Origin of the sequence: Nocardia gamkensis NBRC 108242 (assembly GCF_001612985.1) — a bacterium.
GTDB lineage: Bacteria > Actinomycetota > Actinomycetes > Mycobacteriales > Mycobacteriaceae > Nocardia > Nocardia gamkensis.
The window spans coordinates 312682-339434 of sequence record NZ_BDBM01000004.1 but is presented as its reverse complement, the minus strand read 5'-3'; the positions used below and the strand labels follow the sequence as shown (position 1 = coordinate 339434).

Genomic DNA, 26753 nt, shown 5'->3' with positions numbered 1-26753 from the left:
GCGCGGGTCGGAGAACGACAGCGACATGGAGCCGGAGAAGTCCTCGATCGGCGAGAGTTCCTCGAGCACCTCCTCGAGGCCACCGACTAGGCCGACGTCGCCGCGGGCCGCGGCTTTCTCACGCCAGTCAGCTGAACCGATCAGCCAAGAAAACGAGTCCGTCTGTAGATCGAGAAGTCCGGGCACCTCCAAGGGTTCACGGATCTTCGCGAAAGACACCCGCAACGGGGCTCCGGGGATTCCGGCAACTGCCTTGGTCTGGGTGGAGACTGCCAAGATGCGTCCTTCCAGCACCTCACGCGCGTCGCGTGGTGGTCCGCGACCGTCGCTTGTCTGCTACGAATTCCGCTGGTTACTACCCGAACGAAACTCGAAACAGGCACCAACGGAAGTAACACCGGAAGGGTGAACTCACGAGTGCGATTCGAGGTATGGACAGGAGGCAGCCAGCGCAACGTCCAAACTTACACCCAAGTACACGGGGGTGTCAAAGTACCACCCGTGTGATCGTCCGCATGGCTGGCGCGCCGGGCCGAATTCGCTGGCTGCGTCGTGAGCCGCGGTGCGCTGGAAGCCACTGTGACAGCTGCCGCTGTTGTGAATAGCGTGACGGTTCGGGCGAAACTCGTCAAGTGGCAGGCCCGGTCCGGGCGCGGTCGAGATCGCCTGCCGCGCTGCGTCATCCCGGCCGCCGCGGTAGCCGTTACTGGTCGACGATGTCGCTGGCCAGCCAGCGTCCGTCCACCTTCTGCATGTGCAGGACCACGGGTCCGGCGACGCTCTGCTGCGCCACGCCGTCCTTGGTGGCGCTCACCACCAAGTTGACGATCAGCTCCGCGCGATCATCCGTGAGCAACGTCACAGCAATCGGGTCGGCTTTCGCGTCGGCACTGGTCTGCGCCTGTTTGACGGCCGAGATGGTGGTGTCGGCGTACTTGTCCAGATCGGCGAGCATCTTTCCGGTGAGCACCTGCTTCGCGGTGTCCCGGTACCCGTCGATGTTCTTCACGTCGTAGGCGTAGACGGTCCGCAGCGCGTTGTCGGCGGCGGCCCGCACCTCCTGGGTGGCCTCGTTGTCCACATACGCCTGATTCGACGCGTTCACCCCGGGCTGTTGCGCGGCGAGCCACGCGAAACCGCCCAGCAGAACCGCGGCGATCAGCATGGCCGCGCTGACGCCCCAGCGCGCACGCCCGGCAGGCCGCCGCTGACGGCCCTTCCCACGCGACGCGATCGTGCGCCACCACGACGAACCGGGCGCGGCCGCAGACCGCCGTTCGGCGCGGAGGGTGTCCTGTTCCAGGGTGGTGCGCGAAACGCCCGCCACGCGCGGTTTGCGGGCCGCTGCGGGCCGCGCGGACGCGGCGCGCGCCGTTTCGGTGGTGGGCCTGCGCTTGGAGGTGACCCGGTTGACCGGTCGGCGAGACGTCATGGGTGTCCTCCTACGATCCCGGCTTCGGCGCGGCAGGCGGCTGCTCACCCGCCGGTGCGGACGTCTGCGCGGCGGGGCCGCCGCTCAGCAACACCGGCTGGCCGAGCGAGGAGATCTGCTCGGCCTTCCAGACGTCGCCGTCCTTGGTCACGTCGACGGTCCAGGTGTAGCGGTAGTCGGCGGCGGGCTTGTCCTTGCCGTTCTCGGTGACCTGCAGCACGACCAGCGCCGATGCCTTGTCCTCCTCGCTGTTGAGCGAGGTGAGCGCGGCGCCGAGCACCTTCGAGTTCATCGCGACCCCGCTCTGCTGGGCCAGCTTCTCCGCCTGGTCCTTGTTCTTCGTGGCCGAGTCCAGCAGCGCGCCGGTCATCGAGGACCTGGCCAGCGCCAGCGAGCCGGGCACGTCGTCCAGGTTCATCGAGGTCATGTTGATCGCGGCTTGGCGGGCGGCGTCCAGCGCGGTGTCGCGGGCGTCCGCGCGCGGGCCGTCGGTGAGTGCGGCCCGCACCCAGCCCGCGCCGAACCACGCGGCGCCGGCCAACGCGATCACGAGCAGCACGGCGGAGCAGACCAAGGCCACCCGGCCGAGCCCGGACGCACCGACCACGTGCTCGGACGCGCCGCCGGCCTGCTCGGCAGGCTTCCGATCGCTCGCGTCCGGCTTCGTGGAGGAACTCGCATCCGGCTTCGTGGAGGGGGCGGACGTGTCCGCCGCTGTCGTCGCGATGTCCGGCGTGTCCTGCGACGCCGAATCAGACCGCACGGTCGGATCGGCGGTCACGACATCGCCTCGCCGTCGGTCGGCTCGGTCGCGCCCCAGGGCCTGGTGGCCGTGGTTCGCTCGCTGCAGTCACTCACGCGAGACACCCTAACGTCATTGCTCCTGGTCACCGCTTCGGTGTGACCCCCAGCAGGGTCGACAGCTGCACGGCGGCCGGAGTCAGGTTCAGCTTTTCCGGATCGGTTTTGGGGTTGGAATCCCAGGGCTGGACGATGGCCGGATCGGCGTATTCGGCTCGCGCGCCACCCCGGACGGCGGTCGGATTACCGAACGGCACCAGACACTTGGCGTCTTTGTTGAACGGGAACTCGTCGCGCGTGTCGTCGAAGTCCGGGTTCTGCGCCTTCATCTGTTCGAGAATCCGATACGTGCCCTCGTAGCCCACGGTACAGGTGGGTGGGTTGTTCACCTCGAGCACCAGGCCGAAGTGGCTGGTCCCGTCGCCGGGCGCGGTGGAAGAGCCGCCGATCGACAGCTGCGGGAGCATCTGCAGCAACGGCTTGATCGCGTAGAACTTCGGCGAGATCGCCTGCAGCAGCAGCCGCAGGTTGGCCAGGTCCTGGGTGAGCGAGCCACCGCTCTCGTCGATCAGCGCGCCGAGCTGCTCGCCCGCGTCGGTTCCGGTGCCGATGAGCCTGCGCACGTCGGGGTCGCTGGAGCGCAACTGGGCGGTGAGCTTGTCCAGGCCGTCGCTGAACTCGCGGATCTGCGAGGACTGCTCGGCCTGCGTGCCGAGGGCGGTGCGGCCGTCGCGGATCAGCTGAACGGTCTGCGGCAGGGTGGCGTGGAAGGTCTCGGTGAATTTGTTCAGCGAGTCGATCAGCACTTGCAGGTCGTCGCCCTTGCCGTCGAACGCTTTGCCCAGTTCGCGAACCGTCGTGTTGAGCGCGTTCAGGTCCACCGAGTGCGCGAAGGTGTCCACGCTGGACAACAGCTCCTCGACCGGCACCGGCAGGGTCGCCGAGGTGATCACCGAGTTGTCGCGCAGGTACGGGCCCGCGTCCGAGTCGGGCTGCAGGTCGACGTACTGCTCACCGATCGCGGACCGGTTGGCCACCACGGCTTTCGCCGACGCCGGGATCTTCGGCGAACTCGTGTCGATGACGAGATTCATCACGACGCCCTCGCCGGTGAGTTCCAGCTCACCGACCCGGCCCACCGGGACGCCGCGGTAGGTCACCTCGGCGCCCTTGTAGATGCCGCCGGTCTGGGCCGCCCGCAGCTTCACCGTGTACTCGTTGAGCCCGAACATGTGGTCGAGCCGGATGTACCGGCCGCCGACGTACACGACGCCGAGCACCGCGATCACCACGAACGCGATGAGCTGCCACCGCACCAGACGGGTCATCGCGGACCACTCCCTACGCCGAGTTGCTCGAGGATCGCCCCGACCGGACCGGGCACGCCGGGTGCGGGCGGCTGCGCCATCAGCGGCGGCAGCGGCAGGATCGACACAGTGGGCCAGCCCGGACGCGGGCCGTTGCCGTTGTAATACGGATTGGTCGGGTTCACCGGCACGGGCGGACCGACCGGCGGGATGTACACCGGATCGGGCTTGCCGACACCGAGATTGCTGAGCGTGACGCCGATCTGCTGATCCACCGACAACCACGTGTTCACGCTGCCGCCGAAGGTGCTCTCCAGCGCCGAGTCGGGGAACGGATAGGTCGGAATCAGCGGCACCGCCGTGACCAGATCCGGCGCGGCACGCCCCAGCTCCTGCAATGTCGGCCGCAGCGAGGTGAGGTCGCGGATCAGGTCGTCCTTCGAGGTGTTGAGCACATCGAAGCCCGCCTGACCGAGCCGGTCCAGCTGGGCCAGCAGGGCGACCAGTTGCGGGCGCTGCTCTTCCAGGATCTTGATGCCCTGGGGCAGCTGGTCGAGGATCTTGCCGATCTGATCGGTCTGCCTGCTCACCCGGCTGCTGAGCACGTCGAGGCCGTCGAGCGCGCGGGTGATGTCGTCCACCTGCTGGTTCAGGCCGCCGATCAGCGTGTTCGCCTGCTCGATCAGCGAGCGCACCCGGTCTTCCCGGCCGCCGAATGTCTTGTTCAGTTCGGTGACGATCGGCTGCAACTGCGCGACGCCGCCGCCGTTGAGCAGCAGCGACAGCGCGCCGAGCACCTGTTCGACCTCGGTGGCGTGCCGGGTGCGGTCGACCGGGATCACCGAGCCGTCGGCCAGCCTGCCGGGTTCCGGATCGGCCGAGGGCCGGGAGAGCTCGATGAACTTCTCGCCGAGCAGGTTCGACTGCCGGACCTCGGCGTGCGCGTTCGCGGGCAGGCTCACCGACGAGTTGACCAAGGTGCGCACGGTGGCGGTCCACTGATCCTTGCCGATGCTGATCTTCTCGACCCGGCCCACCGGCACGCCCTCGACCTTGACCGCCGACTGCGGGACCAGATCGAGGACGTCGTCGAACTGGATGTCGATGTGCATCGGGTGCTTGCCCACGTCGGCACCGCCGGGCAGCGGCACGCTGTAGATGCCGTCGGAGGCACACGAGGTGACCAGCGTCGCGGACAGGCCGAGCGCCAGCGCCGCGCCGAGACCACGCGCGACGGAACGGATTCGAATGCTCATCGCTCCCCTCCCTGCGACGGCGGAAGCCGGTCCGACGGCGTGCCGGGCACGGTGCCCGGCACCGGGTCACGCTGCTGGTTCTCGCCGCTGAGGATGCCGAACGGCAGGTTCAACGTCGGGGTCTGCACCCCGGCGGTGATCTGGTCGGTGATCTCCTTGCAGTGGTCGAGGATCGGCCGCATCTGCTTGCCGAGCGCCTCGAACTTGGGATCGCCGGGCATCAGTTTGGACAGGTCCAGCATCTTGCACACCGCGCCGAACGGGTCCTGGGTTTCGGGGAAGTTCGCGCGCATGTCGAGGGTGCCCGATTCGGCATTGTGCACGTTGATCAGGTTGCTCAACGCCAACGGCAGGACAGGCAGCAGGGCCGCCACGTCGTCGCGCTGATCGGACAGCGTCTTGGTGAGCTGGATCAGCCCTTCGGCATTGCTCGCGATCAAGCCCCGGTTGTCGTCGATGAAGCGCGCGACGTCGCCCAGCGCGATCGACAGCAGATTCAGTGCCGCGCCGAGATCCTGCCGCTCGTCGGCGAGGAACGTCGACAGGTCGGCCAGCTGTGTGTTGAATTGCCGCACCTGCTGGTCGTTCTGGGCCAGCATGGTGATGAAGGACTGCAGGTTCTTGACCGTGTCGAAGATGTCGCCACGCGCGTCCGACAGGTAGCGGGCCGCCCGGGACAACTGGGTGAGGCTGTTGGCCAGCGCCTCGCCGTTGCCCGCCAGGTTCGCCGCGCCGGTGCGCACCAGGTCGTTCACCGCTCCGTCGGCGTTGGCGCCGTTGGGCCCCAGCGCCTGGGAGAGTTCGGTGATGCTCTTGTACAGCTGGTCCACTTCGACGGGCGTGGCCGTGCGCTCGCGCGGAATGGTCGCGTCGCGCGCCATCTTCGGGCCACCGGTGTAGGCGGGGGTGAGCTGGATGTAGCGGTCCGACACGATGGAGGGCGTGATCTGCGCGGCCCGCGCGCCCGCCGGCACGTCGTACTTGCGGTCCACGCTCATCACGATCTTGACCTGATCGCCCTGCGGCTCCACCGAATCCACCGAACCGACCGGCACGCCGAGGATCCGGACGTCCGAGCCCTCGTAGATGCCGACCGAGCGATCGAAGTAAGCGGTGATCTTGGTGGTGGTCAGCCGGTTGAACAGCCACCACAGCACCACCGCGACCAGCACGGCGAGGACGAGGACCAGCGCGATGCCCACCTTGGCGCCGCGGCTGGAACCGCGCACCGCACCAACCGGATCGCTACGCCAGTTGTCCGCCACGTCAGTTACCTCCCAGAGTGCGGATCGGCTGACGGTAGCCGGGGATGTCGGGCAGGGCGGGCGGCAGCACGTTGACGATCACCGCGTCGAACCAGCGTCCGGTGCCGAGCACGTTGGCGTAGAGGCTGTAGAACGGCGCCGCGAGTTCCAACGTCTTGGAGACGTTCTGCTGGTTGGAGTTGAGCAGATCGATCGCGGCGCGCAGATTCTTCAGCGCCGGGCCGATCTGCTCCTCGTTGTCGTGCACGAGGGCGCTCAGTTCGGTGGACACCGTCTGCGCGCCGACCAGCAACTGCTTGATCGACTGCTGCCTGATGTTCAGCTCGGCCAGCAGCTGGCCGCCGTTGGCCAGCAGCCGCTCGAACTCGGCGTTGCGGTCGGCGAGGATCTGGGTGGTCTGCCTGGTCGCGGCGAACAGCTTCTTCAGCTCCTGATCGCGTTTGGCCAGCGTCTCCGACAGCCGGGCGACACCGTCGATGGACCCGCGGATCTCCGGCGGCGTCGTCTCGAACGCCTCCGACAGCACTTGCATGCTCTTGGCCAGCTGCGCGGTGTCGATCTGGTCGATGGTGCGCGCGGCGTCGGTGAACGCGTCCACCACGTCGTACGGGGAGACGGTGCGCGAGAGCGGGATCCGCGAACTCGGCGTGGCCGGTTTGGAGCCCCTCGGATCGAGCGCGAGGTACTTCTGCCCGAGCAGCGTCTTGATCTGGATGGACGCGGTGGTCTCGTTGCCGATCCAGGTGTCCTTGGTGCGGAAGTCCACGAGCACGCGGTCCCCGTCGAGCCGGACATCGGACACCGAGCCCACCTTGACGCCGGCCACCCGGACTTCGTTGCCCTTCTTCAGGCCCGCCGCCTCGCTGAATTCCGCGGTGTACTTCGTCCCCGCCCCGATGATCGGCAACCGATCCAGGAAGAAGGCCGACACCGTCACCAACAGCACGACGGCGATGCCGAGCGCGCCCAGGAACGCCGGGCTGCGCTTGCCGAGCAGAATGCGGTCGTCCATCAGCGAGCCTTCCCATGGCAGCGCGGCGCGGCGTTGGTGTACAGCGGCTGATTGATCGTCGGCATGCCTGCGGGCAGGTTGAGCTGCGGCGCGTCGACGGCGCCCGGTCCGACGACGATGTCGATGCCGCACAGATAGAACTGGAACCAGGAGCCGTAGCTGGCGGCGCGGCCGAGCTTCTCCATCTTCAGCGGCAGGTTGTACAGCGCTTCGTTCACCTCGTCCTGGCGCTCGTCGAGCGTGCCGGTCAATTGGCTCAGGCCCGCGATCGACCCTTGCAGCGTCGGGCGCACCGGGACGAGCAGGTCGGACGTCGCCGAGGTCAGGTCGGCGAGTGAGGTCACCGAGCGCCCGATGGTGTCGCGCTCGGCGTTCAGGCCGCTGATTAGCGCCTCGGTGTTCACGATCAACTGGTCGAACTGGTCGTCGCGCTGGTTCACGGTGTCCAGCACGGCGGTCAGGTTGCGGGTCAGCTCACCGATCACCGCGTCCTTGTCGGCGATCTTGTTGGTCAGGTTCGCGGTGGTCGCCACCAGATCGTGGATGGTGCCCTGCTCGCCCTGGAAGACCTGGATGATCTCGAACGACAGCTTGTTGACGTCGTCGGCGGTCAGTGTGCGGAACAGCGGCCGGAAGCCGTTGAACAGCGTGGTCAGGTTCAGCGCGGGCCTGGTGTGCTCGAGCGGGATGGTGCCGCCCTCGTTCAGCTTGCGGCCCTGCTCGCCGGTCCCCTGCTCCAGCGCGATGTAGCGCTGGCCGACCAGGTTGCGGTACTTGATCGTGGCGGTGGTCGAGGACGGCAGCCAATCCCGGTCGCTGAGTTCGAACTTCACCTCGGCCAGGCGCTTGTCCACGATCGAGACGTCGGTGACCTTGCCGACCCGGACGCCCGCGATGCGGACCTCGTCGCCGCGGTTGAGCGCGGTGACGTCGGTGAACCTGGCCTTGAACGCGGTGCCGCCGCCGCTGTAGTTGGCGATGGACAGCGCGAGCATGACCGTCACGAACAGGGTTACCACGACGAAGATGACCAGCTTGGTCAGCGGGCCGCCCAGGCCGCGCAGATGCTGCTTCATCGCACGCTCACCTCGCTTCCGCGGAACGCGGGCGCACCGGCCCTGGTCACCCAGCCGGGCACCTGATCCGGAGCGACGCCATTGGCCGCGCCGTAGATCGCGCCGAGCGACTGCTGCTCCATGGGCGAACCGGCGATCGTCGGCATCTTGCTCGCCGGGTGGACGCCGAACTGCGGCGGTTCCAGATTTCCGATCTGCTGGTCACCGGGGTTGCGACTGGGGACGGCGTAGGAGCCGTCGTTGTTCGGGCCGCCGGTGTACTGGCCGGGGTCGACGCCCAGCGGCATCTCGGGGATGCACCACGGCCCCCTGGGGTCCAGCCAGCGCGGTTCGTCCTGGTTGGGCAGGTACTTGCCGCGCGTGTTGGTGAGTTCGATGGTCACCCGCGAGCCGGGCAGGTCGGTGCCCTTGCCGAAGATCCGGTCGATGCGCGGCTTGAGCTGCGCGAAGTTCGCCAGCGAGCAGGCGTAGTTCGGCGAGTAGTAGGCCAGTTGCTCCAGCGCGGGCCGGGAATCGGCGGCCACGTCGATGATGTTGTCGCGGTTGGCGATCAGGAAATCGGTGGTGGTGGCCGCGGTCGGCGTCAGCGTCGCGTAGAGAACGTCGATGTCGGTGCGCCGCTGCACGATGGTGGCGTTGGTCGTGCGCAGGTTGTCCAGTGCCTGGATCAGCTGCGGGGCAGCGTCGGAATAGGTGGCCGCCACCTCCGCGAAGCTGCGCAGGTCCGCCTGCAGGTCCGGCAGCACCACATTGACCTGGCGGAAGGCGTCGTCCAGCTTGTCCACGGTCTCGCCGAGCGCGGAGCCCTGACCGGCCAGCGCCTGCGACAGCGCGCCGAGGGTGGCCGCGAGATCCTGCGGCGGGATGGACTGCAGCAGCGGGAGCAGGTCGTCGAGCAGTTTGCTCAGCTCGATGGCGTTGCCGCTGACGTCTTGGTGCAGCGTCAAGCCGTCGGTCAGATGCTGGGGGCTCGGGTTCTCCGGGATCACCAGATCCACATAGCGCTCGCCGAAGAGCGTCTTGGGCAGCAGGCGCGCGGTCGCGTTGGCCGGGATCTGCTGCGCCTTGTCCGGATTGATGGCCAGGTCCAAGGTCACCTCGCCGCCCTCGGAACTGCTCGAGCGCACCTCGCCGACGGTGATGCCGCGCACCTTCACGTCGGCGTTGCGGGTCAGCGCGTTGCCCACGCTGTCGGTGATCAGGTCGACGTGCACGGTGCGCACGAACTGCTTGTTGTAGATCGCGACGGTGGTCCAGAGGAACAACGCGACCACGACGAAGAAGGCGATCCCCAGCACTCGGATGCGTAGCTTCGCGGTCGAGCGCCAGGCCTGGGTGCGGCTCATCCGGCCACCCGCACCGTGGTGGTGGTGCCCCAGATCGCGAGGCTGAGGAAGAAGTCGAGCACATTCACCAGGACGATCGCGGCGCGGACCGCGCGGCCGACCGCGACGCCGACGCCCGCAGGCCCGCCGGTGGCGTGGAATCCGTAGTAGCAGTGCACCATGATGATCACGAAGGCGAAGACCAGCACCTTGAGGAACGAATAGAGCACGTCCTCCGGTGGCAGGAACAAACTGAAGTAATGGTCGTAGGACCCGCTGGATTGCCCGTTGAACCAGATGCTGATCGCCCGCGACGCCAGGAACGTGCCGAGCAGCCCGACGATGTAGAGCGGGATCACCGCGAGGAATCCGGCGATCACCCGGCTGGTCACCAGGAACGGCACGCCCGGCACCGCCATCACCTCGAGCGCATCGATCTCCTCGGAGATCCGCATGGCGCCCAACTGCGCGGTGAAACCACAACCGACCGTGGCGGACAGGGCGAGCGCGGCGACCAGTGGGGCGATCTCGCGGGTGTTGATGTAGGCGGTGAGGAAGCCGGTGAGCACCGAGCTGCCGAGCGCGTCGAGGGCCTTGAAACCCTGTAGGCCGACGACGACGCCGACGGAACCGGACATGAACACGATGACGCCGATGGTGCCGCCGATCACCGCGAGCGCGCCGGTGCCGAAGGTGACCTCGGCGAGCAGCCGCATGACTTCCTTGCGGTAGTGCACCGCGGTCCGCGGGATCCACGCGATGGCTCGCGTGTAGAACGACATCTGCTCGCCCGCGCGATCGATCACGTTGAGCGGCATCCGAGCGATTTCACCCACCCGGCGCATGGACTTGGCGACCGGGGTTCGGTATGACGTGGCCATCGGTCAGGCGCCCTTGGCCGGAACGACCTGTAGGTACACCAGGGTCAGGATGAGATTCACGAAGAACAGCACCATGAACGTGATCACCACGGATTGGTTCACCGCGTCACCGACTCCTTTCGGGCCCCCCTTGGGATGCAGCCCCTTGTACGCGGCGATGACGCCGGCGAGCAGACCGAACACCGCCGCCTTGATCTCGCCGATCCACAGGTCCGGCAACTGGGCGAGCGCGGAGAACGACGCCAGGTAGGCGCCGGGCGTGCCGCCCTGCAGCAGCACGTTGAAGAAGTACCCGCCCGCGATGCCGACCACCGAGACCAGGCCGTTGAGCAGCAGCGCGACCAGCATCATGCCGAGCACGCGCGGCACCACCAGCTTTCGCACCGGATCGATGCCGAGCACTTCCATCGCGTCGATCTCCTCGCGGATGGTGCGCGAGCCGAGATCGGCGGCCACCGCCGACCCGGCCGCGCCCGCGATGATCAGGGCCGTCACGACGGGAGCCGCCTGCTGGACGGTTGCCAGCACACTGGTCGCGCCGGTGAACGATTCCGCGCCGAGCTGTTTGATCAGCGAACCGGTCTGCAGTGCCACGACCGCGCCGAACGGAATCGCGACCAGCGCGCTGGGCAGGATCGAGACACTCGCGATGAACCACGACTGCTCGATGAACTCCCGCCACTCGAAGGGGCGACGGAATGTCTTCCGTAAAACGTCGATGAGCAGCGCAAAGATATTGCCGGCCTGGGCAAACCCCGACTCCAGGGGAGTTCGCAATCGCGCCAGGGTCGAATTCACGATCGCAGATGTTACCCGTTAGTTGTGTTGTGTCGCACGGTGGTGTCGTACGAGCCGCCCTGATAATTAGCCAGGTCGCCGCTGTTGTACGCCATCACCTGCGTATCGTCGTTCTCCGCAAGTGATTCGCGGATCGCGACCTGGGCCGCATGCGGCAGCGTGTGCATGATTTCGCGCACACGTTCCTTGCGGCGAAGCACGCCCTGGCGCACCGGCATACCCGGGGTGGCGCGCATCTGCGGGATGATGCCTTCGACCTCCTCGGCGCCGCCGTGGTGGTGCCCGGCGTCCACGAGCGCCTGCTCGCGCGCCATCTGCGCCTCGTCCTTCTCCTCGGACATACCGATCGGGCCGATCATGCGGCCGTTGAGGAACTGCTTGACCACCGGCTCGTCCGAGGTGAGCAGCACCTCGCGCGGGCCGAACATGACCAGCTGGCGGCGGAACAGCATGCCGATGTTGTCCGGCACCGTGCGCGCCAGGTTGATGTTGTGCGTGACGATCAGGATGGTGGCGTCGATCTGAGCGTTGATGTCGATCAGCAGCTGGCTCAGGTAAGAGGTGCGGACCGGGTCCAGACCCGAGTCCGGCTCGTCGACGAGGATGATCTGCGGATCCAGCACAAGGGCGCGGGCCAGCCCGGCGCGCTTGCGCATACCGCCGGAGATCTCGCCGGGCAGCTTGCCCTCGGCCCCGAGCAGACCGGTGAGCTCCAGCTTCTCCATGACGATCTTCTTGATCTCGGATTCGCTCTTCTTGGTGTGCTCGCGCAGCGGGAAGGCCACGTTGTCGAACAGATTCATCGAGCCGAACAGCGCGCCGTCCTGGAACAGCACGCCGAAGAGCTTGCGGATCTCGTAGAGCTCCTTGTTGGAGCAGGTGGTGATATCGGTGCCGTCGATGTAGATCGAGCCGCGCTCGGGGCGCAGAAGTCCGATCAGCGACTTCAGGAACACCGACTTACCAGTGCCCGATGGGCCCAGCAGCGCGCTGACCTCGCCCGAGGGCAACGTCAGAGACACGTCCTGCCAAATTCGCTGGGAACCGAAAGACTTGGTTACACTCTCGGTCCTGACCTCGACGCCCACGCCAACCTCCACAATTCTCAGCGAGCTGCCCACCGGCGAACCGCGCGCTCGGTTATCGCGGTGCGTCACGTCACAGTGGGTTCGGTCACTGTAACTCATGGGACAGATCGGGCACACCCCGACCTGACTGCGTAGTAACTCCGCAATAGTTTCGGTATCGACGATAGCGGCGAGATTGCCGGAAAACGCGAACGGGCGATCCCCCACAGGGGATCGCCCGTTCGGCGTGTTCGGTCGTGAATTACTTGACCGAGACCTTGGCGCCGGCCTCTTCCAGCTTCGCCTTGGCGGCCTCGGCGGCGTCCTTGGCGACCTTCTCCAGGATCGGCTTCGGGGCGCTCTCGACCAGGTCCTTGGCTTCCTTCAGGCCCAGGCCGGAGACGATCTCGCGGACCACCTTGATGACCTGGATCTTCTTGTCGCCCGCACCCTCGAGCACGACGTCGAACTCGTCCTGCTCCTCGACGGCCTCGGCCGGAGCGGCGGCACCACCGACGGCGGCGACGGCGACCGGAGCAGCCGCGGTGACCTCGAACTTCTCCTCGAACTTCTTCACGAAGTCCGAGAGCTCGAGCAGGGTCATGTTGCCGAAGGTCTCGAGCAGTTCGTCAACGTTGGCCATTGTTGTTTTCCTTTCGGTAGTGAATGTCTGAGCGGGGAGTCGTGCCACACGGCATTACTCGGCGGCAGATCCGCCTTCTTCGGCCTGCTTCTTCTCCTGCAGCGCGGCGGCCAAGCGGGCCACCTGCGAGGCGGGAGCGTTGAACAGACCGGCGGCCTTTGCGAGGTTGCCCTTGAGCGCACCGGCCAGCTTGGCCAGCAGCACCTCACGGGTCTCCAGGTCGGCGATCCGCTCGACCTCGGACACGGACAGCGGCGCGCCGTCCATGTAGCCGCCCTTGATGATGAGCGCCTTGTTGTCCTTCGCGAAGGTCTTCAGGGCCTTGGCCGCGTTGACCGGCTCACCGGTGATGAAGGTGATCGCGGTCGGCCCGACGAACAGTTCGTCGAGGCCTTCCACGCCCGCCTCGGCGGCGGCACGCTTGACCAGGGTGTTCTTGGCGACGGAGTACGTGGCGTCGGCGCCGAGCGCGCGCCGCAGCTCGGTGAGCTTGCCGACCGACAGGCCACGGTATTCCGTGACGACGGTGGCCGTCGAGCTCTTGAACTGCTCCGCGATCTCCTCGACCGCGGTGACCTTCTCGGGTTTTGCCATACTTCGCCTCCTCTCTGATTGGTCGGTTCGTGTACTCGAACTACCGATCAGGGGCCGGCGACAAAACAAACGCCCCGAACGCAGAGCGTTCCGGGGCGCAACAGAAAACCGAGCCGGGACATACCCGGATCAATTCCCAGCCTCGGCTCTCCCTGCGTGGGCCGCCGGCAATGTCGCCGGACCTTCGACCGAACCCATGCGGGCTCGACGACCAACGGTCTTCGGTAGAACGGATTGGGTAGCGATCGAACTCGTCGATAACTGATGTCCAATGTACCCGGACGGGTTCCCATCTGCCAAAACGGGCCGGGGCAGGACGCCTGACCGAAACCCGCCGGCCGTCGAATCGTTGTGCGGCGACACGCCTTTCCGTCACGCCCGTTCGATGGCAGCCGCTCCGCACCTGCCGGTGACTTTTCTCACGGCGTCGCGGTCTCCGCGAACCGGGCGAGCCCGCGCAACGCGGCCACGGCGCCGGACCGGAATTCGGCGTCGGCGATCAGCCCGTCCGGGCCGACGTCCTCGCGCAGCACGGGCAATCGCCGGCAGACATCCGGATCGATCTCGGCCCCGACATAGCCGAGCACGCTGCGCAGCGTCGCGGTCGCACCGTCACCACGCCCGGGGGCCGCCACGGTGATCCAGGCGACCGGCTTGCGATAGAGATCACCGGTCCCGACGGTCCAATCCAGGAGGTTCTTCAGGCTGCCCGGCAAGGTGCCCGCGTATTCGGGGGTACAGAACAGCACGGCGTCGGCGCGCGAAAGGTGTTCGCGCAGCGCGACGACCGATGGATGAGCGGTGCCGTCGTCGTCCGGGCTGAACGCGGGCAAGTCCGCGAGACCGTCGTACCAGACGGTTTCGACGCCATCCGGGGCGACGGCGGAGGCGGTCCGGAGTGCGGCGGAATTGGTGGAGGCGGCGCGAGTGCTGCCGGAGATCAGAAGAACGACGGTCACATCGAACCCCAACCACGCCGCCGGGCGGATTAGTCCGCAAACGCGCGACGGCGGGAACGCATTACGCGTTCCCGCCGTCGCGGTCGGCTCAGCCGCTGTTTACGCGTCCTCGTCGAGGAGGTTGCGGGTGCGGTTCGGGTCCACCGGGATGCCCGGTCCGGTGTTCGTCGAGACCGTCACCTTCTTGACGTAGCGGCCCTTGGCGGTCGACGGCTTGGCACGCAGGATCTCGTCCAGCGCGGCGCCGTAGTTCTCCACCAGCTTGGCGTCGTCGAAGGACGCCTTGCCGATGACGAAGTGCAGGTTGGCCTGCTTGTCGACGCGGAAGTTGATCTTGCCGCCCTTGATGTCGTTGACGGCCTTGGTCACGTCGGTGGTGACCGTGCCCGTCTTCGGGTTCGGCATCAGGCCGCGCGGGCCGAGAACACGCGCGATCCGGCCGACCTTGGCCATCTGGTCCGGGGTGGCGATCGCGGCGTCGAAGTCCAGCCAGCCGCCCTGGATCCGCTCGATCAGGTCCTCGGCGCCGACGGCATCCGCGCCCGCGGCCTCGGCCTCGGCGGCCTTCTCGCCCGCGGCGAAGACGATGACGCGGGCGGTCTTACCGGTGCCGTGCGGCAGGTTGACCGTGCCGCGGACCATCTGGTCGGCCTTACGGGGATCCACACCGAGACGCACGGCGACCTCGACGGTCGCGTCGGTCTTGGTGCTTGCGGTCTCCTTCGCCAGGCGCGCGGCGGCCAGCGGGGAGTAGAGCTGGGTGCGATCGACCTTCTCGGCCGCGGCGAGATACGCCTTGCTTCGTTTTGCCATGATTCTCTGTCCTGTTCGATAGTTCAGACGTGGTTATCGGGCCTGGCCGGCCCTCCCACCGGGGAGCGATTCCGCTCAGCCTTCGACGGTGATGCCCATCGAACGCGCGGTACCCGCGATGATCTTGGCCGCCTGCTCGACGTCGTTGGCGTTCAGATCTTCCTGCTTGGTCTTGGCGATCTCGCGCACCTGGTCCATGGTCACCTTGGCGACCTTGAGGCGGTGCGGCTCCGCCGAGCCCTTCTGCACGCCTGCGGCCTTGAGCAGCAGCTTGGCGGCGGGCGGGGTCTTCAGCTTGAAGTCGAACGACCGGTCCTCGTACACCGAGATCTCGACCGGGATGACGTTGCCACGCTGCGACTCGGTCGCGGCGTTGTACGCCTTGCAGAACTCCATGATGTTGACGCCGTGCTGACCGAGCGCGGGGCCGACCGGAGGGGCCGGGTTCGCCTGGCCGGCCTGGATCTGAAGCTTGATGATCCCGGCGAGCTTCTTCTTCTTGGGGGGCATCTTTCTTTCCTAGGTGTTTGGTGTCCTTGCTCTTTGCAAGTCTGTGAATCAACCCGCCGCGCGGGCCGATTCATCCCGTCGTCGACGGAACGGATCTAGATCTTCGCGACCTGGGTGAACGCCAGCTCGACCGGGGTCTCGCGGCCGAAGATCGACACGAGCACCTTGAGCTTCTGCTGTTCGGCGTTGACCTCGGAGATGCTGGCGGGCAACGTCGCGAAGGGGCCGTCCATGACGGTCACCGACTCGCCGACCTCGAAGTCGACCTCGATGACCGGCTTCGGCGCGACCTCGCCACCGGCGGACTCGGCGGCCGCCGACGCGGACGCGGCAGCGGGCTTCTTCTGCTGCTGGGCGGCGGGCACGAGGAACTTCACCACGTCGTCGATGGACAGCGGCGACGGACGGGAGGTGGCGCCGACGAAGCCGGTGACGCCGGGGGTGTTGCGCACCGCGCCCCACGACTCGTCGTTGAGCTCCATGCGGACCAGGATGTAACCGGGCAGCACCTTGCGGTTGACGTGCTTGCGCTGCCCGTTCTTGATCTCGGTGACCTCTTCGGTGGGCACCTCGACCTGGAAGATGTAGTCCTCCAGGTCCAGGTTCTGCACGCGGGTCTCGAGGTTGGCCTTCACCTTGTTCTCGTAGCCGGCGTAGGAGTGGATCACGTACCACTCGCCGGGGGCGCGCCGCAGCGCTGCCTTCATCTCGGCGACCGGATCGGCGGGCTCGGCATCGATCGGAGCGGCGGGGACGGACTCAGCGGGCTCAGCGGGCTCCGATTCCTCGACCGCGGGCTCGTCGGTCGCGAACTCCTCGACGGAGTCGGTGGGCTCGGCCACCGCGTCGTCGGCCGGGAACTTGTCGTGTGTGTCGTTCTCCGGGGTGCTCACTGGGGCACTCGCTTCCTGTGTCGTCACGTACATCCTCTGCGTGCCGGGGCCGGGCGCGCGGCGAAATCGCTTCCACCCGTGTCCGCCCCGGGATCGGCTACCGGCGTCGGCGTCGTTCAGCTAGCCGAACAGCCAGTTGACACCCTTGATGAACGCCAGATCCAACCCGCTGATGTACGCGACCATGAAAATCACGAACACCAGAACAACGCTCGTATAGGTGACCATCTGCTTCCGGTTGGGCCAGATCACCTTGCGCAGTTCCGCGATGACCTCACGCAGGAACTTGAGCAAACGCTTGAACGGATTACCCGTCGTCTTGCGTTCGGCCCGATCGGTCGTCTTGGCTGCCTTCCGCGACGGACGGTCGAGCGTGGCGACAGCGCCCGTATCGACCTGTGAGGACGCAGAGCGGGCCCGCCGGGCGGAACGCTTTCCGCTCGGTCGTGTCGCTGCGGCGGTGTCGTCGCCGTCGTCGGCGGCATGTGCGCCGCGGCGAGTGTCCCGCTCGTCGCTCACGCCTTCTCCTCGCTGCGCTCGGTGCCGCCGTGCGCGATGCGCGCTGTGCCAATGGCTCGCTCGCTACGCTCGCTCACGTCGGTCCTCTCTCGTCGCTGGCATCCAGGGCAGGGGCGACAGGACTTGAACCTGCAACCTGCGGTTTTGGAGACCGCTGCTCTGCCAGTTGAGCTACGCCCCTTTGGTCGGACGGTGTTGGCTGTCCAACCACTGTTCGATATTCAGTTGTTCCCTGGTGTCACACAACACGCGCGCCACTCCGGCAGTTGCCGGCCCCTTGGACGATCCTCGCGGATCGCCTGGAACCAGCCCCTCAGAGCAGCGCGCAGCGGCTGGCGACCCCAGAAACCTGAGTGTACGTTACCGTGCGCGGCATTAGCCAATCCGGGTCGCTGTCCCTGGTCAGGCCAGTTGCACGGTCGCGGTGGCCCGGCCGAAGATCTTCTTGCCCGCCGCCTTGGCCACGATGGCCACGACCGCGGTCCTGGTCTCCGGATCGACCGATTTCACCTTACCGGTGTACTCGATCTCGGCGGCCTCGTCGGAGCCCACGTAGACCGGGCTGGTGAAGCGGACGTTGTACTCCTTGATCGCGCCGGGGTCGCCGAGCCACGAGGTGACGAATCCGCCGCCCAGGCCCATGGTGAGCATGCCGTGCGCCACGACGTTGTCCAGGCCGACCAGCTTCACGACCTCGTCGCTCCAGTGGATCGGGTTGGCGTCGCCGGAGACGCCCGCGTAGTTCACCAGATCGCCGCGGGTGAGCCGGACGATGCGCGCGGGCAGTTCGTCACCGGCGGAGACGTCCTCGAAGCGGATGGCGTGCTTCGTGCGCACCCCTTCCGCGGGCGGCACGACCGGAGAGGGTGCCTCGGTCACCGCGAGCGCGCTACGCGGGCGATGCCCCGGCGCGTCCTCGCCGATGCCGTGCATGAGCACGTTGCGGACGGCGGCGTTGAGGTTCGGGTCGATGTCGCCGCCGCTGCGCCCGACGAGGGTGGTGTAGGTGGTGAGCACCAGTTCGTCGTTCTGCGCGGTGACGATGTTCTTGGTCACCATGATGTCGCCGCCGAAGGCCTGCCGGAACGAGTGCAGGTGGACATCGCAGGTGAGCTGGTCGCCGACCTTGATCGGGCGATGGAATTCCAGGATCTGGTCGGTCTGCATGATCTGGCTGAGGTCGTAGCCGGTGACGACCTCTTCGAACAATTTGCGCTGCGCGAGAATCCCGACCAGGGAGATGAAGGTGACCGGTGCGAGCAGGTTGTCGTACCCGTACTCCTGCGCCGCGTCCTCGTCCCAGTGCACCGGGTGGTAGTCCTGCACGGCGCGGGCGTACTCACGCACCTTTTCGCGCCCGACCTCGTAGTAGTCGTCGACGCGGTAGTGGTGACCGACCATCGCCGCGGCGTTCGCCGCGGGGTCGAGCTCCTCGCCCGTCTTGACCGCTTCGTCTGTACCGGTGTTGATTGTCACGGGAGGACTGTACCTATCTGACCCCGTCACCCGGAGTCTGCGGAGCGCTCACCACCGCACCCACACCGTGAAAATGCGTCAGGGCCGGACAGTTGTCCGGCCCTCGCGGTGCCACGGCCCGAGATACCGGGATACGACTCCCGGCGCTACACCACGCGGTAGTTCACGCGTGGAGGACTAGCGGGATTCGCGGTGCGCCCGGTGCGTGCCGCAGTTCGGGCAGAACTTCTTCAGCTCCAGCCGGTCCGGGTCGTTGCGCCGGTTCTTCTTGGTGATGTAGTTGCGGTGCTTGCACTGCTCGCAGGCCAAGGTGATCTTTGGCCGGACATCGGTGGACTTCGCGGCCACGATATGCCTTCTTTCCGGTACCTGATGGTCTTGTATCGGGTTGTGGTAGCGATGGCCGGACTTGAACCGGCGACACAACGATTATGAGTCGTTTGCTCTACCGACTGAGCTACACCGCCACGGCGTCGCATTGCCATGGTGCCGAGCCCGCACTACGGGAGCGATGCCGAGTCGGTCACCACCGGCAATCCGGCGAGCCCCCTAACGGAATCGAACCGTTGACCTTTTCCTTACCATGGAAACGCTCTGCCGACTGAGCTAAGGGGGCATGACTACTTCCGCACCGAGCCCCAAATACTCGACCTCAGCGCGGTGAAGTCTTGAACGAGGTTACACACTCACCGGTCTTCGTACCAAACCGCGTGGTCAGAGGGGTGTTTCCGCGCACAGCCGCAGCGATTCGGCGCACCCTTACGGCTCTCGGGAGTAACGCCTGCTCGCGAGATACGGCCCGTTCCCACACAAACCTGACCTCCGCGACGCGACGTGGCCACGCAACGATCACAAGAAGCGCGCTGTAAGTGCGGACAAACTGCGCGCTGCGCGTGGACACGAACTGCGCGCCCCACGCCAACCCGAAAATGTGGCGGCCCCGAGCGAACATGCCGTGAGTCTTCGACCGGACAACTGCCGGTTCGAGGCCGGAATCGAAGCGGCCGACCGAAGCGGCGACGACCGAAGCGACCGGCGAATCGGCGTGAAACAGAGCCCGGCCGCACCAACACGCGATCCGGCTCGACAAGAACGTCGGTCATTGACGCGCCCGTGTGAACGACCGACGGAACACCCGCGACCAACGCAACACCCCGCGACCAACGCAACCACTGGAAATGGGGGGTCCGGGGGGCGAAGCCCCGCCGGGCGGGGCGTGGGGGTTGCACCCCCACAAAACATTACGAAGCGAGCCCTGTACGCGCTTTCTGCGTACAGGGCTCGCCTGGTGAGCGGAGTGGCAGGTGTAGGATTCGAACCTACGTAGGCTTTCACCGACAGATTTACAGTCTGCTCCCATTGGCCGCTCGGGCAACCTGCCGTTCGCGCATTGTTTCACGCGCTGAGCAGAATACATCGAACCCGCACCCTGAATGCAAACCGGCTGGCTATCGGCCCTGCGACGCGACTACCCTCGGGGCTCCGGGTAGAACTGACGATGGCTGGAAGCGTCCCGCTCAGCTCACCCGTCGGACCGTCAGAACAGGAGCGCAGCGTGGCTGATTCGTCTTTCGATGTTGTGAGCAAGGTCGACCGGCAGGAGGTCGACAACGCCCTGCATCAGGCGGAGAAGGAACTCGGCACCCGCTACGACTTCCGCGGCACCGGCGCGTCGATCGAATGGTCCGGCGAGGACAAGATCGTGCTCACCGCGGAGGCGGAGGAGCGCGTCAAGGCCGCGCTGGAGGTGTTCAAGGAGAAGCTGATCCGCCGCGACATCTCGCTGAAGGCGTTCGACGCGGGCGAGCCGGTCTCCTCCGGCAAGGTGTACAAGATCACCGGCTCGCTGGTGCAGGGCATCGATTCCGAGCACGCGAAGAAGATCTCCAAGAAGATCCGGGACGAGGGCCCGAAGGGCGTGAAGGCGCAGATCCAGGGCGACGAGCTGCGGGTGAGCAGCAAGAAGCGCGACGATCTGCAAGCGGTGATCGCGCTGCTGAAGGGCGAGGATTTCGGGATCGCGCTGCAGTTCGTCAACTACCGCTGACCGGGCCGGAGCGCGGCCGGGTCGGTCGCGTTCAGCGTGTCCAGGAGCGTGTTCTCCTCGTAGGTGAAGTGGGTTTCCAATTCCGTTGCGAGGCGGTCGAATTCGGCGAGTAGCCGCGCCGGGTCGCCCGGTTCCGCGGCGTCGAGGAGCGTCCGCAGCTCGGTCAACGCACCCGCGACCACACCGTGCTCGCGATTCAGCCGGTCGATCACCGGCACGAGTTCGGGATGCAGCCGGGCCAGGGCCGGGAAGACGCCGTCCTCGCCGGTGTGATGTTCGCCGAGCGCGCCGCAGAACGCGAGACAATGGGTGCGCAGATCCTGCGGCAGGGCAGGCTTGCCCACCCCGTCCGGCGCGCGCACGTGCTGCTCGAGGCCCGTTCGGACGGCGGCGAGATCGCGTCGCAGCTGGGCATGGACGTGACGGAGGTGGTCGCCGATCGCCGCCGCGCGCTGTTGCCCGGGTGCGCCCGCGTCGGGCGAGCCGGCCAGGGCCGTCGTACCAGCGACACCCGCCGCCGCGGTCGCGGTCACACCCACTCCCGCCAGAAAGCGGCGCCGGCCCAGCCCGGCACGTATCACCCGCTCCACCGCGACCACGGGAATGGTCCGATCGGTCGCCGCCTGATAGGCGGCGAAGGCCGGATCGTCGCTCGCTTGCGCGGCGTAGTGACGGTCCCGCTCCGCGCCCTGCAGGATTCGGGCGTCGGCCGCGTAGGTCTCGATCCGGTCCCCCGCCCTGATCTCCACGGTGACCTCCGGATTCGCCCGCACATTGTGGACCCAGGCGGGATGGATGTCCGCGCCCGCGTTGGATCCGAACACCAGCACACGAGCACCGTCGCGGCGGTAGACGACCGGCACGGTGTGCCCGCGTCCGGTTCTCGCTCCGACGGTGGTGAGCAGTAGCAGCGGCGCCCCCTCGAACATCCCGCCGACTTCGCCCCCGTTCGCGCGGAACTCCGCGATGATCGCCCGGTTGAACTCTCCCGGCTGGATCCGTTCCGGATCGGTCATGTCCATGCCCCTTCCACGGCTCGCCGCGCACCGCGACCGCCGGTTATAGCCTGTTGACGAGCGGGAGTTTTTCTTTGCAAGCAAAACTGTTTTGTAAACAAAGGCTATTGAGAGGCGGTCGGCATGTCAACCGAGGAGCGGAACGGGCTCGGCGTGGACGACGGCATCCGCATGCTGCTGCTGCTCATGCCGCGTGTCGTCGGACGGGCCAAGAAATTGGGCGTTCCCAAGGAACTGGAGTCGTTCTCGCTGGCGCCTCGGCACCTGTCGCTGCTGGCCAATCTGGTGTTCGACGGACCGACCACGGTGACGGATCTGGCCACACGCCTCGAGGTGGCGCCCACGACGGTGAGCTTGATGGTCGGCGAACTCAGCAAGCAGGGTGTGCTCGAGCGCGGCGCGGATCCGGACGACCGCAGACGCACCATCGTCGCCATCGCACCGGCGCACGAGAAGTCCGTGCGCAAATGGCTGGGGCGCAGCGCCCGAGCCTGGCGTACGGTCCTCGAGCCGCTCACCGCCCAGCAGCGGAAGTTGTTCGTCGATACGTTTCGCGCGTACGAAGACCAGCTGGCCTCGGACGACTGACGCTGCCGGGACTCAGTACCGGCCCGGGCCGCCTGCCATCTCCTCCAGCCGGGCGATGCGCTCGTTCATCGGCGGATGGGTGGAGAACCAGCGCGCGACCTTCTCGCCCGGACGGAACGGGTTGGCGATCATCAGATGCGACTGCGCCGCCAGCCGGGGCTCGGGCGGGAGCGGGGCGGTGTGCACGCCGCGTTCGATCTTCCGCAGCGCCGACGCCAGCGCCAGCGGGTCGCCGGTCAGTTCGGCGCCGGACTGGTCGGCCTGGAATTCGCGCGAGCGCGAGACGGCCAGCTTGATCAGCGAGGCGGCGATCGGACCGAGCAGCGACACCAGCAGCACGGCGAGCACGTTCGGGCCCTCGCCGTTGCGGTTGCCGCCGAACATCGACAGGTACACCGCCAGGTTCGCCACGCCTGAGATGACGGCCGCGAGCGCGCCCGCGATCGAGGAAATGAGGATGTCTCGGTTGTAGACGTGGGAGAGTTCGTGCCCGAGCACGGCCCGCAGTTCCCGTTCGTCGAGAATCTGCAGGATGCCGCTGGTGCAACAGACCGCGGCGCGGCGGGGATTGCGTCCGGTGGCGAAGGCGTTGGGCGCGTTCGTCGGGCTGATGTACAGCCGGGGCATCGGCTGCCGCGCGATGGTGGCCAGCTCACGCACGATCCGGTACATGACCGGGGCTTCCAGCTCGCTGACCGGCTGCGCGTGCATGGCCTTCAACGCGATCTTGTCGCTGTTGAAGTACGCGTAGGCGTTCATGCCCACCGCGAGCACGATCGCGACGACGAGGATCGTCGGGTTGCGGAACAGCGCACCGATGAACACGATCATGGCGGAGAGGCCCACCATCAGCCCGAAGGTCTTCAGCCCGTTCGCAAACCCGTGCCCGTGCATACGTCTCCCTTGCCGCTCCCCCGTTCACCGAGTCGCCTTACAGCAGCTCAACGATAGAAGCCGCGAGCAAAGTTCCGGTGCGGCCCGCGCCGCGCCGACAACGCACCCTCACCCCACGCGTTCGATGGTGTAACGGACCAGCCGCTCGAGCGCGTCGTTGGCCGGGCCGTCGGGCAGGGCGGACAGCTCGGCATAGGCGAGGTCGGCATAGCCCTGGAGTTTCTCCTTGGCCAGCGCCATGCCGCGCGAGTCGGCGAGCAAGGCGAGTGCCTCCTCGACCTCCTCGTCGGTTTCCAGCGGACGGGCCAGCAGCTTGCGCAGGCGGTCGCCGTCGGCGCCCTCCTCGCGCAGCGCGTACAGCACCGGCAGGGTGTGCACACCTTCACGCAGGTCGGTGCCGGGGGTCTTGCCCGATTGCTCGGACGCGGAGGAGATGTCGATGATGTCGTCGGAGATCTGGAAGGCGGTGCCGACCGCGTCGCCGAGGCGGGCCAGCCGTTCGACGTGCTCCGCGTCCGCGCCCGAGAAGGTGCCGCCGAAACGCCCGGCCGCGGCAATGAGCGAACCGGTCTTCTCCCACACCACGCGCAGGTAGTGCTCGACCGGGTCCTGGGATTCGCGAGCGCCCATGGTCTCGCGCATCTGACCGGTGACGAGTTCGGCGAAGGTCTCGGCGATGATGCGCACCGCGTCGGGGCCGAGGGTGGAGGTGAGCCGGGACGCGTGCGCGAACAGATAGTCGCCCGCGAGGATCGCGATGTTGTTCCCCCACCGTGAGTTGACGCTCGGGGCGCCGCGGCGCATGGTGGCCTCGTCCATCACGTCGTCGTGGTACAGCGTGGCCAGGTGCACGAGTTCGACGACGGTGCCCGCGGTGATCAGGGCGGGATCGGTGGGCCGCGGCCCGAGCTGTCCGGTGAGGATGGTGAAGAGCGGACGGAAGCGCTTGCCGCCGGCCTTGGCCAGGTGCAGCGCGGCTTCCTGGAGGAATTCCGCACCGTCGGACAGCTCCTCGACCAGGAGTTTCTCCACGTCGGCCAGGCCGTCGCGCACCGTGTCGGCGAGGCCGGCGTCACCGAGGTCGACCCCGGCCACGACCGTGCTCACGTCGCCCGCGGCTCCGCCGTGCGCCGTGTCCATGATTCGCTCGCTGCGCTCGCTCATGGCCGATGTGCTCATTTCTTCTCCCAGCGATGCGTCCGACCCCACGGTAGAGAACCTAGCGTGTCCCCGGCGGATGGCCCATGAACACCGTCACTCTGTGGTGTATCGGCCACTCGCACGCCGCTTCGCCGGTGATCATCCACGACGCGCGCGCGGCCGCCGTCGACATGGACGAGACGGCCCTGCGAGTATGGAGCGCATGGGTGCACCGGAAGCGAGTCCCGCGCGCGACGAGGACGCGTTGCCCAGCCGAGCCGAGGTGCTGGTCGTCGGCGCGGGCCCGGCCGGGTCGGCGTCGGCGGCCTGGGCGGCGCGGGCGGGACGGGACGTGGTGCTCATCGATTCCGCCGTCTTTCCCAGGGACAAGACCTGCGGCGACGGGCTGACCCCGCGCGCGACCGCCGAACTGGAGCAGCTCGGCCTCGGCGAGTGGGTGCGCGCGCACGTCGTCAACCACGGCCTCCGGATGACCGGCTTCGGCCGCGAGGCGCTGCTGAGCTGGCCGGGCGGATCCTTCCCGACCTACGGAAGCGCGGTTCCTCGAACCGAACTCGACGACAAACTGCGCGAGACGGCGGTGAAGTCCGGCGCGCGCATGGTGGACGGGACGAAAGTGGTCGACGTCACCCGCGAGGGTGACCGGGTCACGGGCGTGACGGTGCGAACAGCCGACGGCACGCGCACGATCGGCTGCCGGACGCTGGTGGTCGCCGACGGGGTGCGTTCACCGATCGGGCGGCTGCTCGGCCGCGTCTGGCATCGGCAGTACGCGTACGGCACCGCCGCGCGGGCCTACATCAAGTCGGGACGCAGCGACGATCAGTGGATCACCTCGCATCTGGAGTTGCGCGATGCCTCCGGCGAGCTGGTTCCCGGCTATGGCTGGGTGTTCCCGCTGGGCAATGGCGAGGTGAACATCGGGGTCGGGTCACTGGCCACCGAACGCCGGCCCTCGCACATCGCGTTGAAGCCCTTGCTGGCGCACTACACCGCGCAGCGCACGGAGGAATGGGAGTTCGAGGGTTCGCTGCGCGCGGTGGCCTCGGCCCTGCTGCCGATGGGCGGGGCGGTCTCGAACGTCGCGGGGCGCAACTGGGTGCTGATCGGCGACGCCGCCGGTTGTGTGAACCCGCTCAACGGCGAAGGCATCGATTACGGCCTGGAGGGCGGTCACCTGCTGTCGGAGCTGCTGGACGAGCCCGACCTCACCGCGATCTGGCCGCAGGTGCTGCGCGCCCGCTACGGACGCACGTTCTCGGTAGCCCGGCGGATCGCGGGCCTGGCCACGCACCCGCGCATGGTGCCGCTGGGCGGTCCGCCCGTGATGCGCTCGAAGTATTTGCAGCGCACCGCGGTCCGGGTGATGGGCAACCTGGTGACCGACGAGGATGTCGACCTGACCGCGCGAGCTTGGCGGATGGCGGGGCGGGCGTCGCTGCGTTTCGACGAGCGTCCGCCGTTCGCCTAGGAACGGGTGGCGCGATGGGCGAACAGCGAGCGCGCGGATTGCCCGCGCTGTATCTGCTGCCACATCTGCGCCGAGCCAAGGACGTGGCGGACCGTCACTACGCCGACCCGCTGAATCTGGATGGGCTGGCGGCGGCCGCGGGGGTGTCGAAATACCACTTCCTGCGCGCGTTCGCCGCGGTCTACGGCCTGACCCCCGCCGCGTACCTGGCCGAGCGGCGCATCGAACGCGCCCAGGATCTGCTGCGCGCGACCAATCTCACCGTCACCGAGGTGTGCATGCTGGTCGGCTACAGCAGCCTCGGCTCGTTCAGCAGCAAGTTCCGGCAGCTGGTCGGCGTGACGCCGTCGGAGTACCAGGCGAAGTTCGCCGACGGCGCTCCGCGCATCCCCGGCTGTTTCGTCTTCATGCACGGGCTGTCCGACCGCAAGCCGCCCGGCTGAGCAAACGGCGCAATTTCGGAGAAGCCGGTGGCACGGCGCGGGCCATAGCGTGGCCCGCATGACGACGATTACGAACGTTTCCCTGGTCACGGTGTACGTCACGGACCAGGACGCGGCCAAGGAGTGGTACATCGACAAGCTGGGGTTCGTGGAGACCGCCGACGTCACCATGGGCGACAACGGTTTCCGCTGGGTTACCATCGCCCACCCCGCGCACCCGGAGCTGGAGATCACGCTGATGATCCCGGGCCCGCCGCTGGACGAGCACTACGCCGAGGCCGTCCGGCGCGCGCTGGCCAACGGCACGCACGGCTCGCTCGGCCTGCGAACCGAGAACTGCCAGAAGACCTTCGAAGAGCTGACCGCCAAGGGGGTGGAGTTCGTCCAGCCGCCCGCCGAGCGGCCCTACGGGACCGAGGCGGTGGTCCGGGACAACTCTGGGAACTGGCTGGTCCTGGTGGAGCGGAAGGAGTACTCGCCGCAGGATTTCGCCTAGGACGCGGCGA

29 protein-coding genes and 4 tRNA genes are annotated in these 26753 nt (G+C 67.3%); 5 read left to right on the top strand and 28 right to left on the bottom strand.

Annotated elements, in window-relative coordinates:
- The 25 genes from NG1_RS04845 to NG1_RS04725 all read right to left on the bottom strand — a co-directional run.
- On the bottom strand, positions 1 to 294 hold a 294-nt coding region (locus NG1_RS04845; protein WP_157113856.1), incomplete at its 3' end, for a hypothetical protein.
- Between the two features lie 409 nt (positions 295 to 703).
- Positions 704 to 1432 (bottom strand): hypothetical protein, encoded by a 729-nt coding sequence (locus NG1_RS04840; protein WP_062968304.1) that lies wholly within the window; start codon positions 1430 to 1432, stop codon positions 704 to 706.
- 10 nt (positions 1433 to 1442) lie between these two features.
- Entirely contained in the window at positions 1443 to 2213 is a 771-nt protein-coding gene (locus NG1_RS04835; RefSeq protein WP_245659787.1) for an Rv1363c family protein, read from the bottom strand.
- Positions 2214 to 2319: 106 nt separating this feature from the next.
- Positions 2320 to 3561 (bottom strand): MCE family protein, encoded by a 1242-nt coding sequence (locus tag NG1_RS04830; RefSeq protein WP_062968302.1) that lies wholly within the window; start codon positions 3559 to 3561, stop codon positions 2320 to 2322.
- Positions 3558 to 4796 carry an MCE family protein gene (locus NG1_RS04825; RefSeq protein ID WP_062968300.1) on the bottom strand — a complete coding sequence of 413 codons (1239 nt, stop codon included), beginning with the start codon at positions 4794 to 4796 and terminating at the stop codon, positions 3558 to 3560. The genes NG1_RS04830 and NG1_RS04825 overlap by 4 nt, the downstream gene beginning before the upstream one ends.
- A complete protein-coding gene (locus NG1_RS04820) occupies positions 4793 to 6025 on the bottom strand; it encodes an MCE family protein (protein WP_062968411.1) in 1233 nt (410 codons plus the stop codon). Before NG1_RS04820 ends, NG1_RS04825 begins: the two co-directional genes overlap by 4 nt.
- Before the next feature lie 37 nt (positions 6026 to 6062).
- Complete coding sequence (locus tag NG1_RS04815) at positions 6063 to 7073, bottom strand: MCE family protein (protein WP_062968298.1); 1011 nt, start codon at positions 7071 to 7073, stop codon at positions 6063 to 6065.
- Positions 7073 to 8149, bottom strand: coding sequence for an MCE family protein (locus NG1_RS04810; protein ID WP_174315359.1), 1077 nt, complete (start codon positions 8147 to 8149; stop codon positions 7073 to 7075). The genes NG1_RS04815 and NG1_RS04810 overlap by 1 nt, the downstream gene beginning before the upstream one ends.
- Complete coding sequence (locus tag NG1_RS04805) at positions 8146 to 9495, bottom strand: MCE family protein (RefSeq protein WP_062968296.1); 1350 nt, start codon at positions 9493 to 9495, stop codon at positions 8146 to 8148. The genes NG1_RS04810 and NG1_RS04805 overlap by 4 nt, the downstream gene beginning before the upstream one ends.
- Entirely contained in the window at positions 9492 to 10355 is an 864-nt protein-coding gene (locus NG1_RS04800) for an MlaE family ABC transporter permease (RefSeq protein ID WP_040870310.1), read from the bottom strand. Before NG1_RS04800 ends, NG1_RS04805 begins: the two co-directional genes overlap by 4 nt.
- A 3-nt stretch (positions 10356 to 10358) precedes the next feature.
- Positions 10359 to 11153, bottom strand: a complete 795-nt coding sequence (locus NG1_RS04795; protein ID WP_051175592.1) for an MlaE family ABC transporter permease — start codon at positions 11151 to 11153, stop codon at positions 10359 to 10361.
- 11 nt (positions 11154 to 11164) lie between these two features.
- The gene (locus tag NG1_RS04790) at positions 11165 to 12241 is read right to left on the bottom strand and encodes an ABC transporter ATP-binding protein (protein ID WP_040870444.1); all 1077 of its coding nucleotides are present in this window, start codon (positions 12239 to 12241) and stop codon (positions 11165 to 11167) included.
- A gap of 241 nt (positions 12242 to 12482) precedes the next feature.
- Entirely contained in the window at positions 12483 to 12863 is a 381-nt protein-coding gene (gene rplL / locus NG1_RS04785) for a 50S ribosomal protein L7/L12 (protein ID WP_039802004.1), read from the bottom strand.
- A 54-nt stretch (positions 12864 to 12917) separates the two neighbouring features.
- A complete protein-coding gene (gene rplJ, locus NG1_RS04780; RefSeq protein ID WP_040870314.1) occupies positions 12918 to 13457 on the bottom strand; it encodes a 50S ribosomal protein L10 in 540 nt (179 codons plus the stop codon).
- 419 nt (positions 13458 to 13876) lie between these two features.
- Positions 13877 to 14416 (bottom strand): NADPH-dependent FMN reductase, encoded by a 540-nt coding sequence (locus NG1_RS04775; RefSeq protein WP_062968294.1) that lies wholly within the window; start codon positions 14414 to 14416, stop codon positions 13877 to 13879.
- Positions 14417 to 14515: 99 nt separating this feature from the next.
- Positions 14516 to 15229: a 50S ribosomal protein L1 gene (gene rplA / locus NG1_RS04770; protein WP_040870317.1), complete on the bottom strand. Its 714-nt coding sequence runs from the start codon at positions 15227 to 15229 to the stop codon at positions 14516 to 14518.
- Between the two features lie 75 nt (positions 15230 to 15304).
- Positions 15305 to 15739: a 50S ribosomal protein L11 gene (gene rplK / locus NG1_RS04765; protein ID WP_040870318.1), complete on the bottom strand. Its 435-nt coding sequence runs from the start codon at positions 15737 to 15739 to the stop codon at positions 15305 to 15307.
- 95 nt (positions 15740 to 15834) lie between these two features.
- The gene (gene nusG / locus NG1_RS04760) at positions 15835 to 16632 is read right to left on the bottom strand and encodes a transcription termination/antitermination protein NusG (protein WP_062968292.1); all 798 of its coding nucleotides are present in this window, start codon (positions 16630 to 16632) and stop codon (positions 15835 to 15837) included.
- A gap of 120 nt (positions 16633 to 16752) precedes the next feature.
- Complete coding sequence (gene secE, locus NG1_RS04755) at positions 16753 to 17151, bottom strand: preprotein translocase subunit SecE (RefSeq protein ID WP_062968290.1); 399 nt, start codon at positions 17149 to 17151, stop codon at positions 16753 to 16755.
- A 108-nt stretch (positions 17152 to 17259) separates the two neighbouring features.
- A tRNA-Trp gene (locus NG1_RS04750) sits at positions 17260 to 17332 on the bottom strand.
- 221 nt (positions 17333 to 17553) lie between these two features.
- Positions 17554 to 18621, bottom strand: coding sequence for a fused (3R)-hydroxyacyl-ACP dehydratase subunits HadA/HadB (locus NG1_RS04745; RefSeq protein WP_062968407.1), 1068 nt, complete (start codon positions 18619 to 18621; stop codon positions 17554 to 17556).
- Between the two features lie 183 nt (positions 18622 to 18804).
- Positions 18805 to 18975: a 50S ribosomal protein L33 gene (gene rpmG / locus NG1_RS04740; protein ID WP_011211653.1), complete on the bottom strand. Its 171-nt coding sequence runs from the start codon at positions 18973 to 18975 to the stop codon at positions 18805 to 18807.
- Between the two features lie 43 nt (positions 18976 to 19018).
- Positions 19019 to 19094: transfer RNA gene (locus NG1_RS04735), tRNA-Met, on the bottom strand.
- Positions 19095 to 19170: 76 nt separating this feature from the next.
- A tRNA-Thr gene (locus NG1_RS04730) sits at positions 19171 to 19243 on the bottom strand.
- Positions 19244 to 19925: 682 nt separating this feature from the next.
- Positions 19926 to 20008 (bottom strand) — tRNA-Tyr (locus tag NG1_RS04725).
- A 174-nt stretch (positions 20009 to 20182) separates the two neighbouring features.
- Here NG1_RS04725 and NG1_RS04720 point away from each other — a divergent pair.
- On the top strand, positions 20183 to 20674 hold the full coding sequence (locus NG1_RS04720) for a YajQ family cyclic di-GMP-binding protein (protein WP_062968288.1): 492 nt from the start codon (positions 20183 to 20185) through the stop codon (positions 20672 to 20674).
- Here NG1_RS04720 and NG1_RS38945 read toward each other — a convergent pair.
- Positions 20665 to 21690 carry a nitroreductase/quinone reductase family protein gene (locus NG1_RS38945; protein WP_063910257.1) on the bottom strand — a complete coding sequence of 342 codons (1026 nt, stop codon included), beginning with the start codon at positions 21688 to 21690 and terminating at the stop codon, positions 20665 to 20667. The genes NG1_RS04720 and NG1_RS38945 overlap by 10 nt on opposite strands.
- Positions 21691 to 21813: 123 nt before the next feature.
- On the opposite strand from NG1_RS38945, the gene NG1_RS04710 reads away from it, so the two are divergent.
- Complete coding sequence (locus tag NG1_RS04710) at positions 21814 to 22278, top strand: MarR family winged helix-turn-helix transcriptional regulator (protein WP_062968283.1); 465 nt, start codon at positions 21814 to 21816, stop codon at positions 22276 to 22278.
- Between the two features lie 12 nt (positions 22279 to 22290).
- Here NG1_RS04710 and htpX read toward each other — a convergent pair whose 3' ends face one another.
- Together htpX and NG1_RS04700 are read right to left on the bottom strand one after the other, a co-directional pair.
- Positions 22291 to 23172 carry a zinc metalloprotease HtpX gene (gene htpX / locus NG1_RS04705; RefSeq protein WP_062968281.1) on the bottom strand — a complete coding sequence of 294 codons (882 nt, stop codon included), beginning with the start codon at positions 23170 to 23172 and terminating at the stop codon, positions 22291 to 22293.
- Positions 23173 to 23280: 108 nt separating this feature from the next.
- Positions 23281 to 24312 carry a polyprenyl synthetase family protein gene (locus tag NG1_RS04700; protein WP_062968405.1) on the bottom strand — a complete coding sequence of 344 codons (1032 nt, stop codon included), beginning with the start codon at positions 24310 to 24312 and terminating at the stop codon, positions 23281 to 23283.
- 223 nt (positions 24313 to 24535) lie between these two features.
- Between NG1_RS04700 and NG1_RS04695 the strand changes: the two genes are divergently transcribed.
- Genes NG1_RS04695 through NG1_RS04685 form a run of 3 tightly spaced genes read left to right on the top strand, consistent with a single transcriptional unit; the run spans position 24536 to position 26743 of the window.
- Positions 24536 to 25804 carry a geranylgeranyl reductase family protein gene (locus NG1_RS04695; RefSeq protein ID WP_062968403.1) on the top strand — a complete coding sequence of 423 codons (1269 nt, stop codon included), beginning with the start codon at positions 24536 to 24538 and terminating at the stop codon, positions 25802 to 25804.
- 14 nt (positions 25805 to 25818) lie between these two features.
- Positions 25819 to 26247 (top strand): helix-turn-helix transcriptional regulator, encoded by a 429-nt coding sequence (locus NG1_RS04690; RefSeq protein WP_040870329.1) that lies wholly within the window; start codon positions 25819 to 25821, stop codon positions 26245 to 26247.
- Positions 26248 to 26305: 58 nt separating this feature from the next.
- Positions 26306 to 26743, top strand: a complete 438-nt coding sequence (locus NG1_RS04685) for a VOC family protein (RefSeq protein WP_040870330.1) — start codon at positions 26306 to 26308, stop codon at positions 26741 to 26743.
- The last annotated feature ends 10 nt before the right edge of the window (positions 26744 to 26753 follow it).

Excerpts from the sequence above, each read along its gene's own strand:
- NG1_RS04840 (WP_062968304.1), bottom strand. The coding sequence starts at position 1,432 with ATGACGTCTCGCCGACCGGTCAACCGGGTCACCTCCAAGCGCAGGCCC.
- NG1_RS04830 (WP_062968302.1), bottom strand. The coding sequence starts at position 3,561 with ATGACCCGTCTGGTGCGGTGGCAGCTCATCGCGTTCGTGGTGATCGCG.
- NG1_RS04825 (WP_062968300.1), bottom strand. The coding sequence starts at position 4,796 with ATGAGCATTCGAATCCGTTCCGTCGCGCGTGGTCTCGGCGCGGCGCTG.
- NG1_RS04815 (WP_062968298.1), bottom strand. The coding sequence starts at position 7,073 with ATGGACGACCGCATTCTGCTCGGCAAGCGCAGCCCGGCGTTCCTGGGC.
- NG1_RS04810 (WP_174315359.1), bottom strand. The coding sequence starts at position 8,149 with ATGAAGCAGCATCTGCGCGGCCTGGGCGGCCCGCTGACCAAGCTGGTC.
- NG1_RS04805 (WP_062968296.1), bottom strand. The coding sequence starts at position 9,495 with ATGAGCCGCACCCAGGCCTGGCGCTCGACCGCGAAGCTACGCATCCGA.
- NG1_RS04800 (WP_040870310.1), bottom strand. The coding sequence starts at position 10,355 with ATGGCCACGTCATACCGAACCCCGGTCGCCAAGTCCATGCGCCGGGTG.
- rplL (WP_039802004.1), bottom strand. The coding sequence starts at position 12,863 with ATGGCCAACGTTGACGAACTGCTCGAGACCTTCGGCAACATGACCCTG.
- rplJ (WP_040870314.1), bottom strand. The coding sequence starts at position 13,457 with ATGGCAAAACCCGAGAAGGTCACCGCGGTCGAGGAGATCGCGGAGCAG.
- rplA (WP_040870317.1), bottom strand. The coding sequence starts at position 15,229 with ATGGCAAAACGAAGCAAGGCGTATCTCGCCGCGGCCGAGAAGGTCGAT.
- rplK (WP_040870318.1), bottom strand. The coding sequence starts at position 15,739 with ATGCCCCCCAAGAAGAAGAAGCTCGCCGGGATCATCAAGCTTCAGATC.
- NG1_RS38945 (WP_063910257.1), bottom strand. The coding sequence starts at position 21,690 with ATGACCGATCCGGAACGGATCCAGCCGGGAGAGTTCAACCGGGCGATC.
- NG1_RS04710 (WP_062968283.1), top strand. The coding sequence starts at position 21,814 with ATGTCAACCGAGGAGCGGAACGGGCTCGGCGTGGACGACGGCATCCGC.
- htpX (WP_062968281.1), bottom strand. The coding sequence starts at position 23,172 with ATGCACGGGCACGGGTTTGCGAACGGGCTGAAGACCTTCGGGCTGATG.
- NG1_RS04700 (WP_062968405.1), bottom strand. The coding sequence starts at position 24,312 with ATGGACACGGCGCACGGCGGAGCCGCGGGCGACGTGAGCACGGTCGTG.
- NG1_RS04695 (WP_062968403.1), top strand. The coding sequence starts at position 24,536 with ATGGGTGCACCGGAAGCGAGTCCCGCGCGCGACGAGGACGCGTTGCCC.
- NG1_RS04690 (WP_040870329.1), top strand. The coding sequence starts at position 25,819 with ATGGGCGAACAGCGAGCGCGCGGATTGCCCGCGCTGTATCTGCTGCCA.
- NG1_RS04685 (WP_040870330.1), top strand. The coding sequence starts at position 26,306 with ATGACGACGATTACGAACGTTTCCCTGGTCACGGTGTACGTCACGGAC.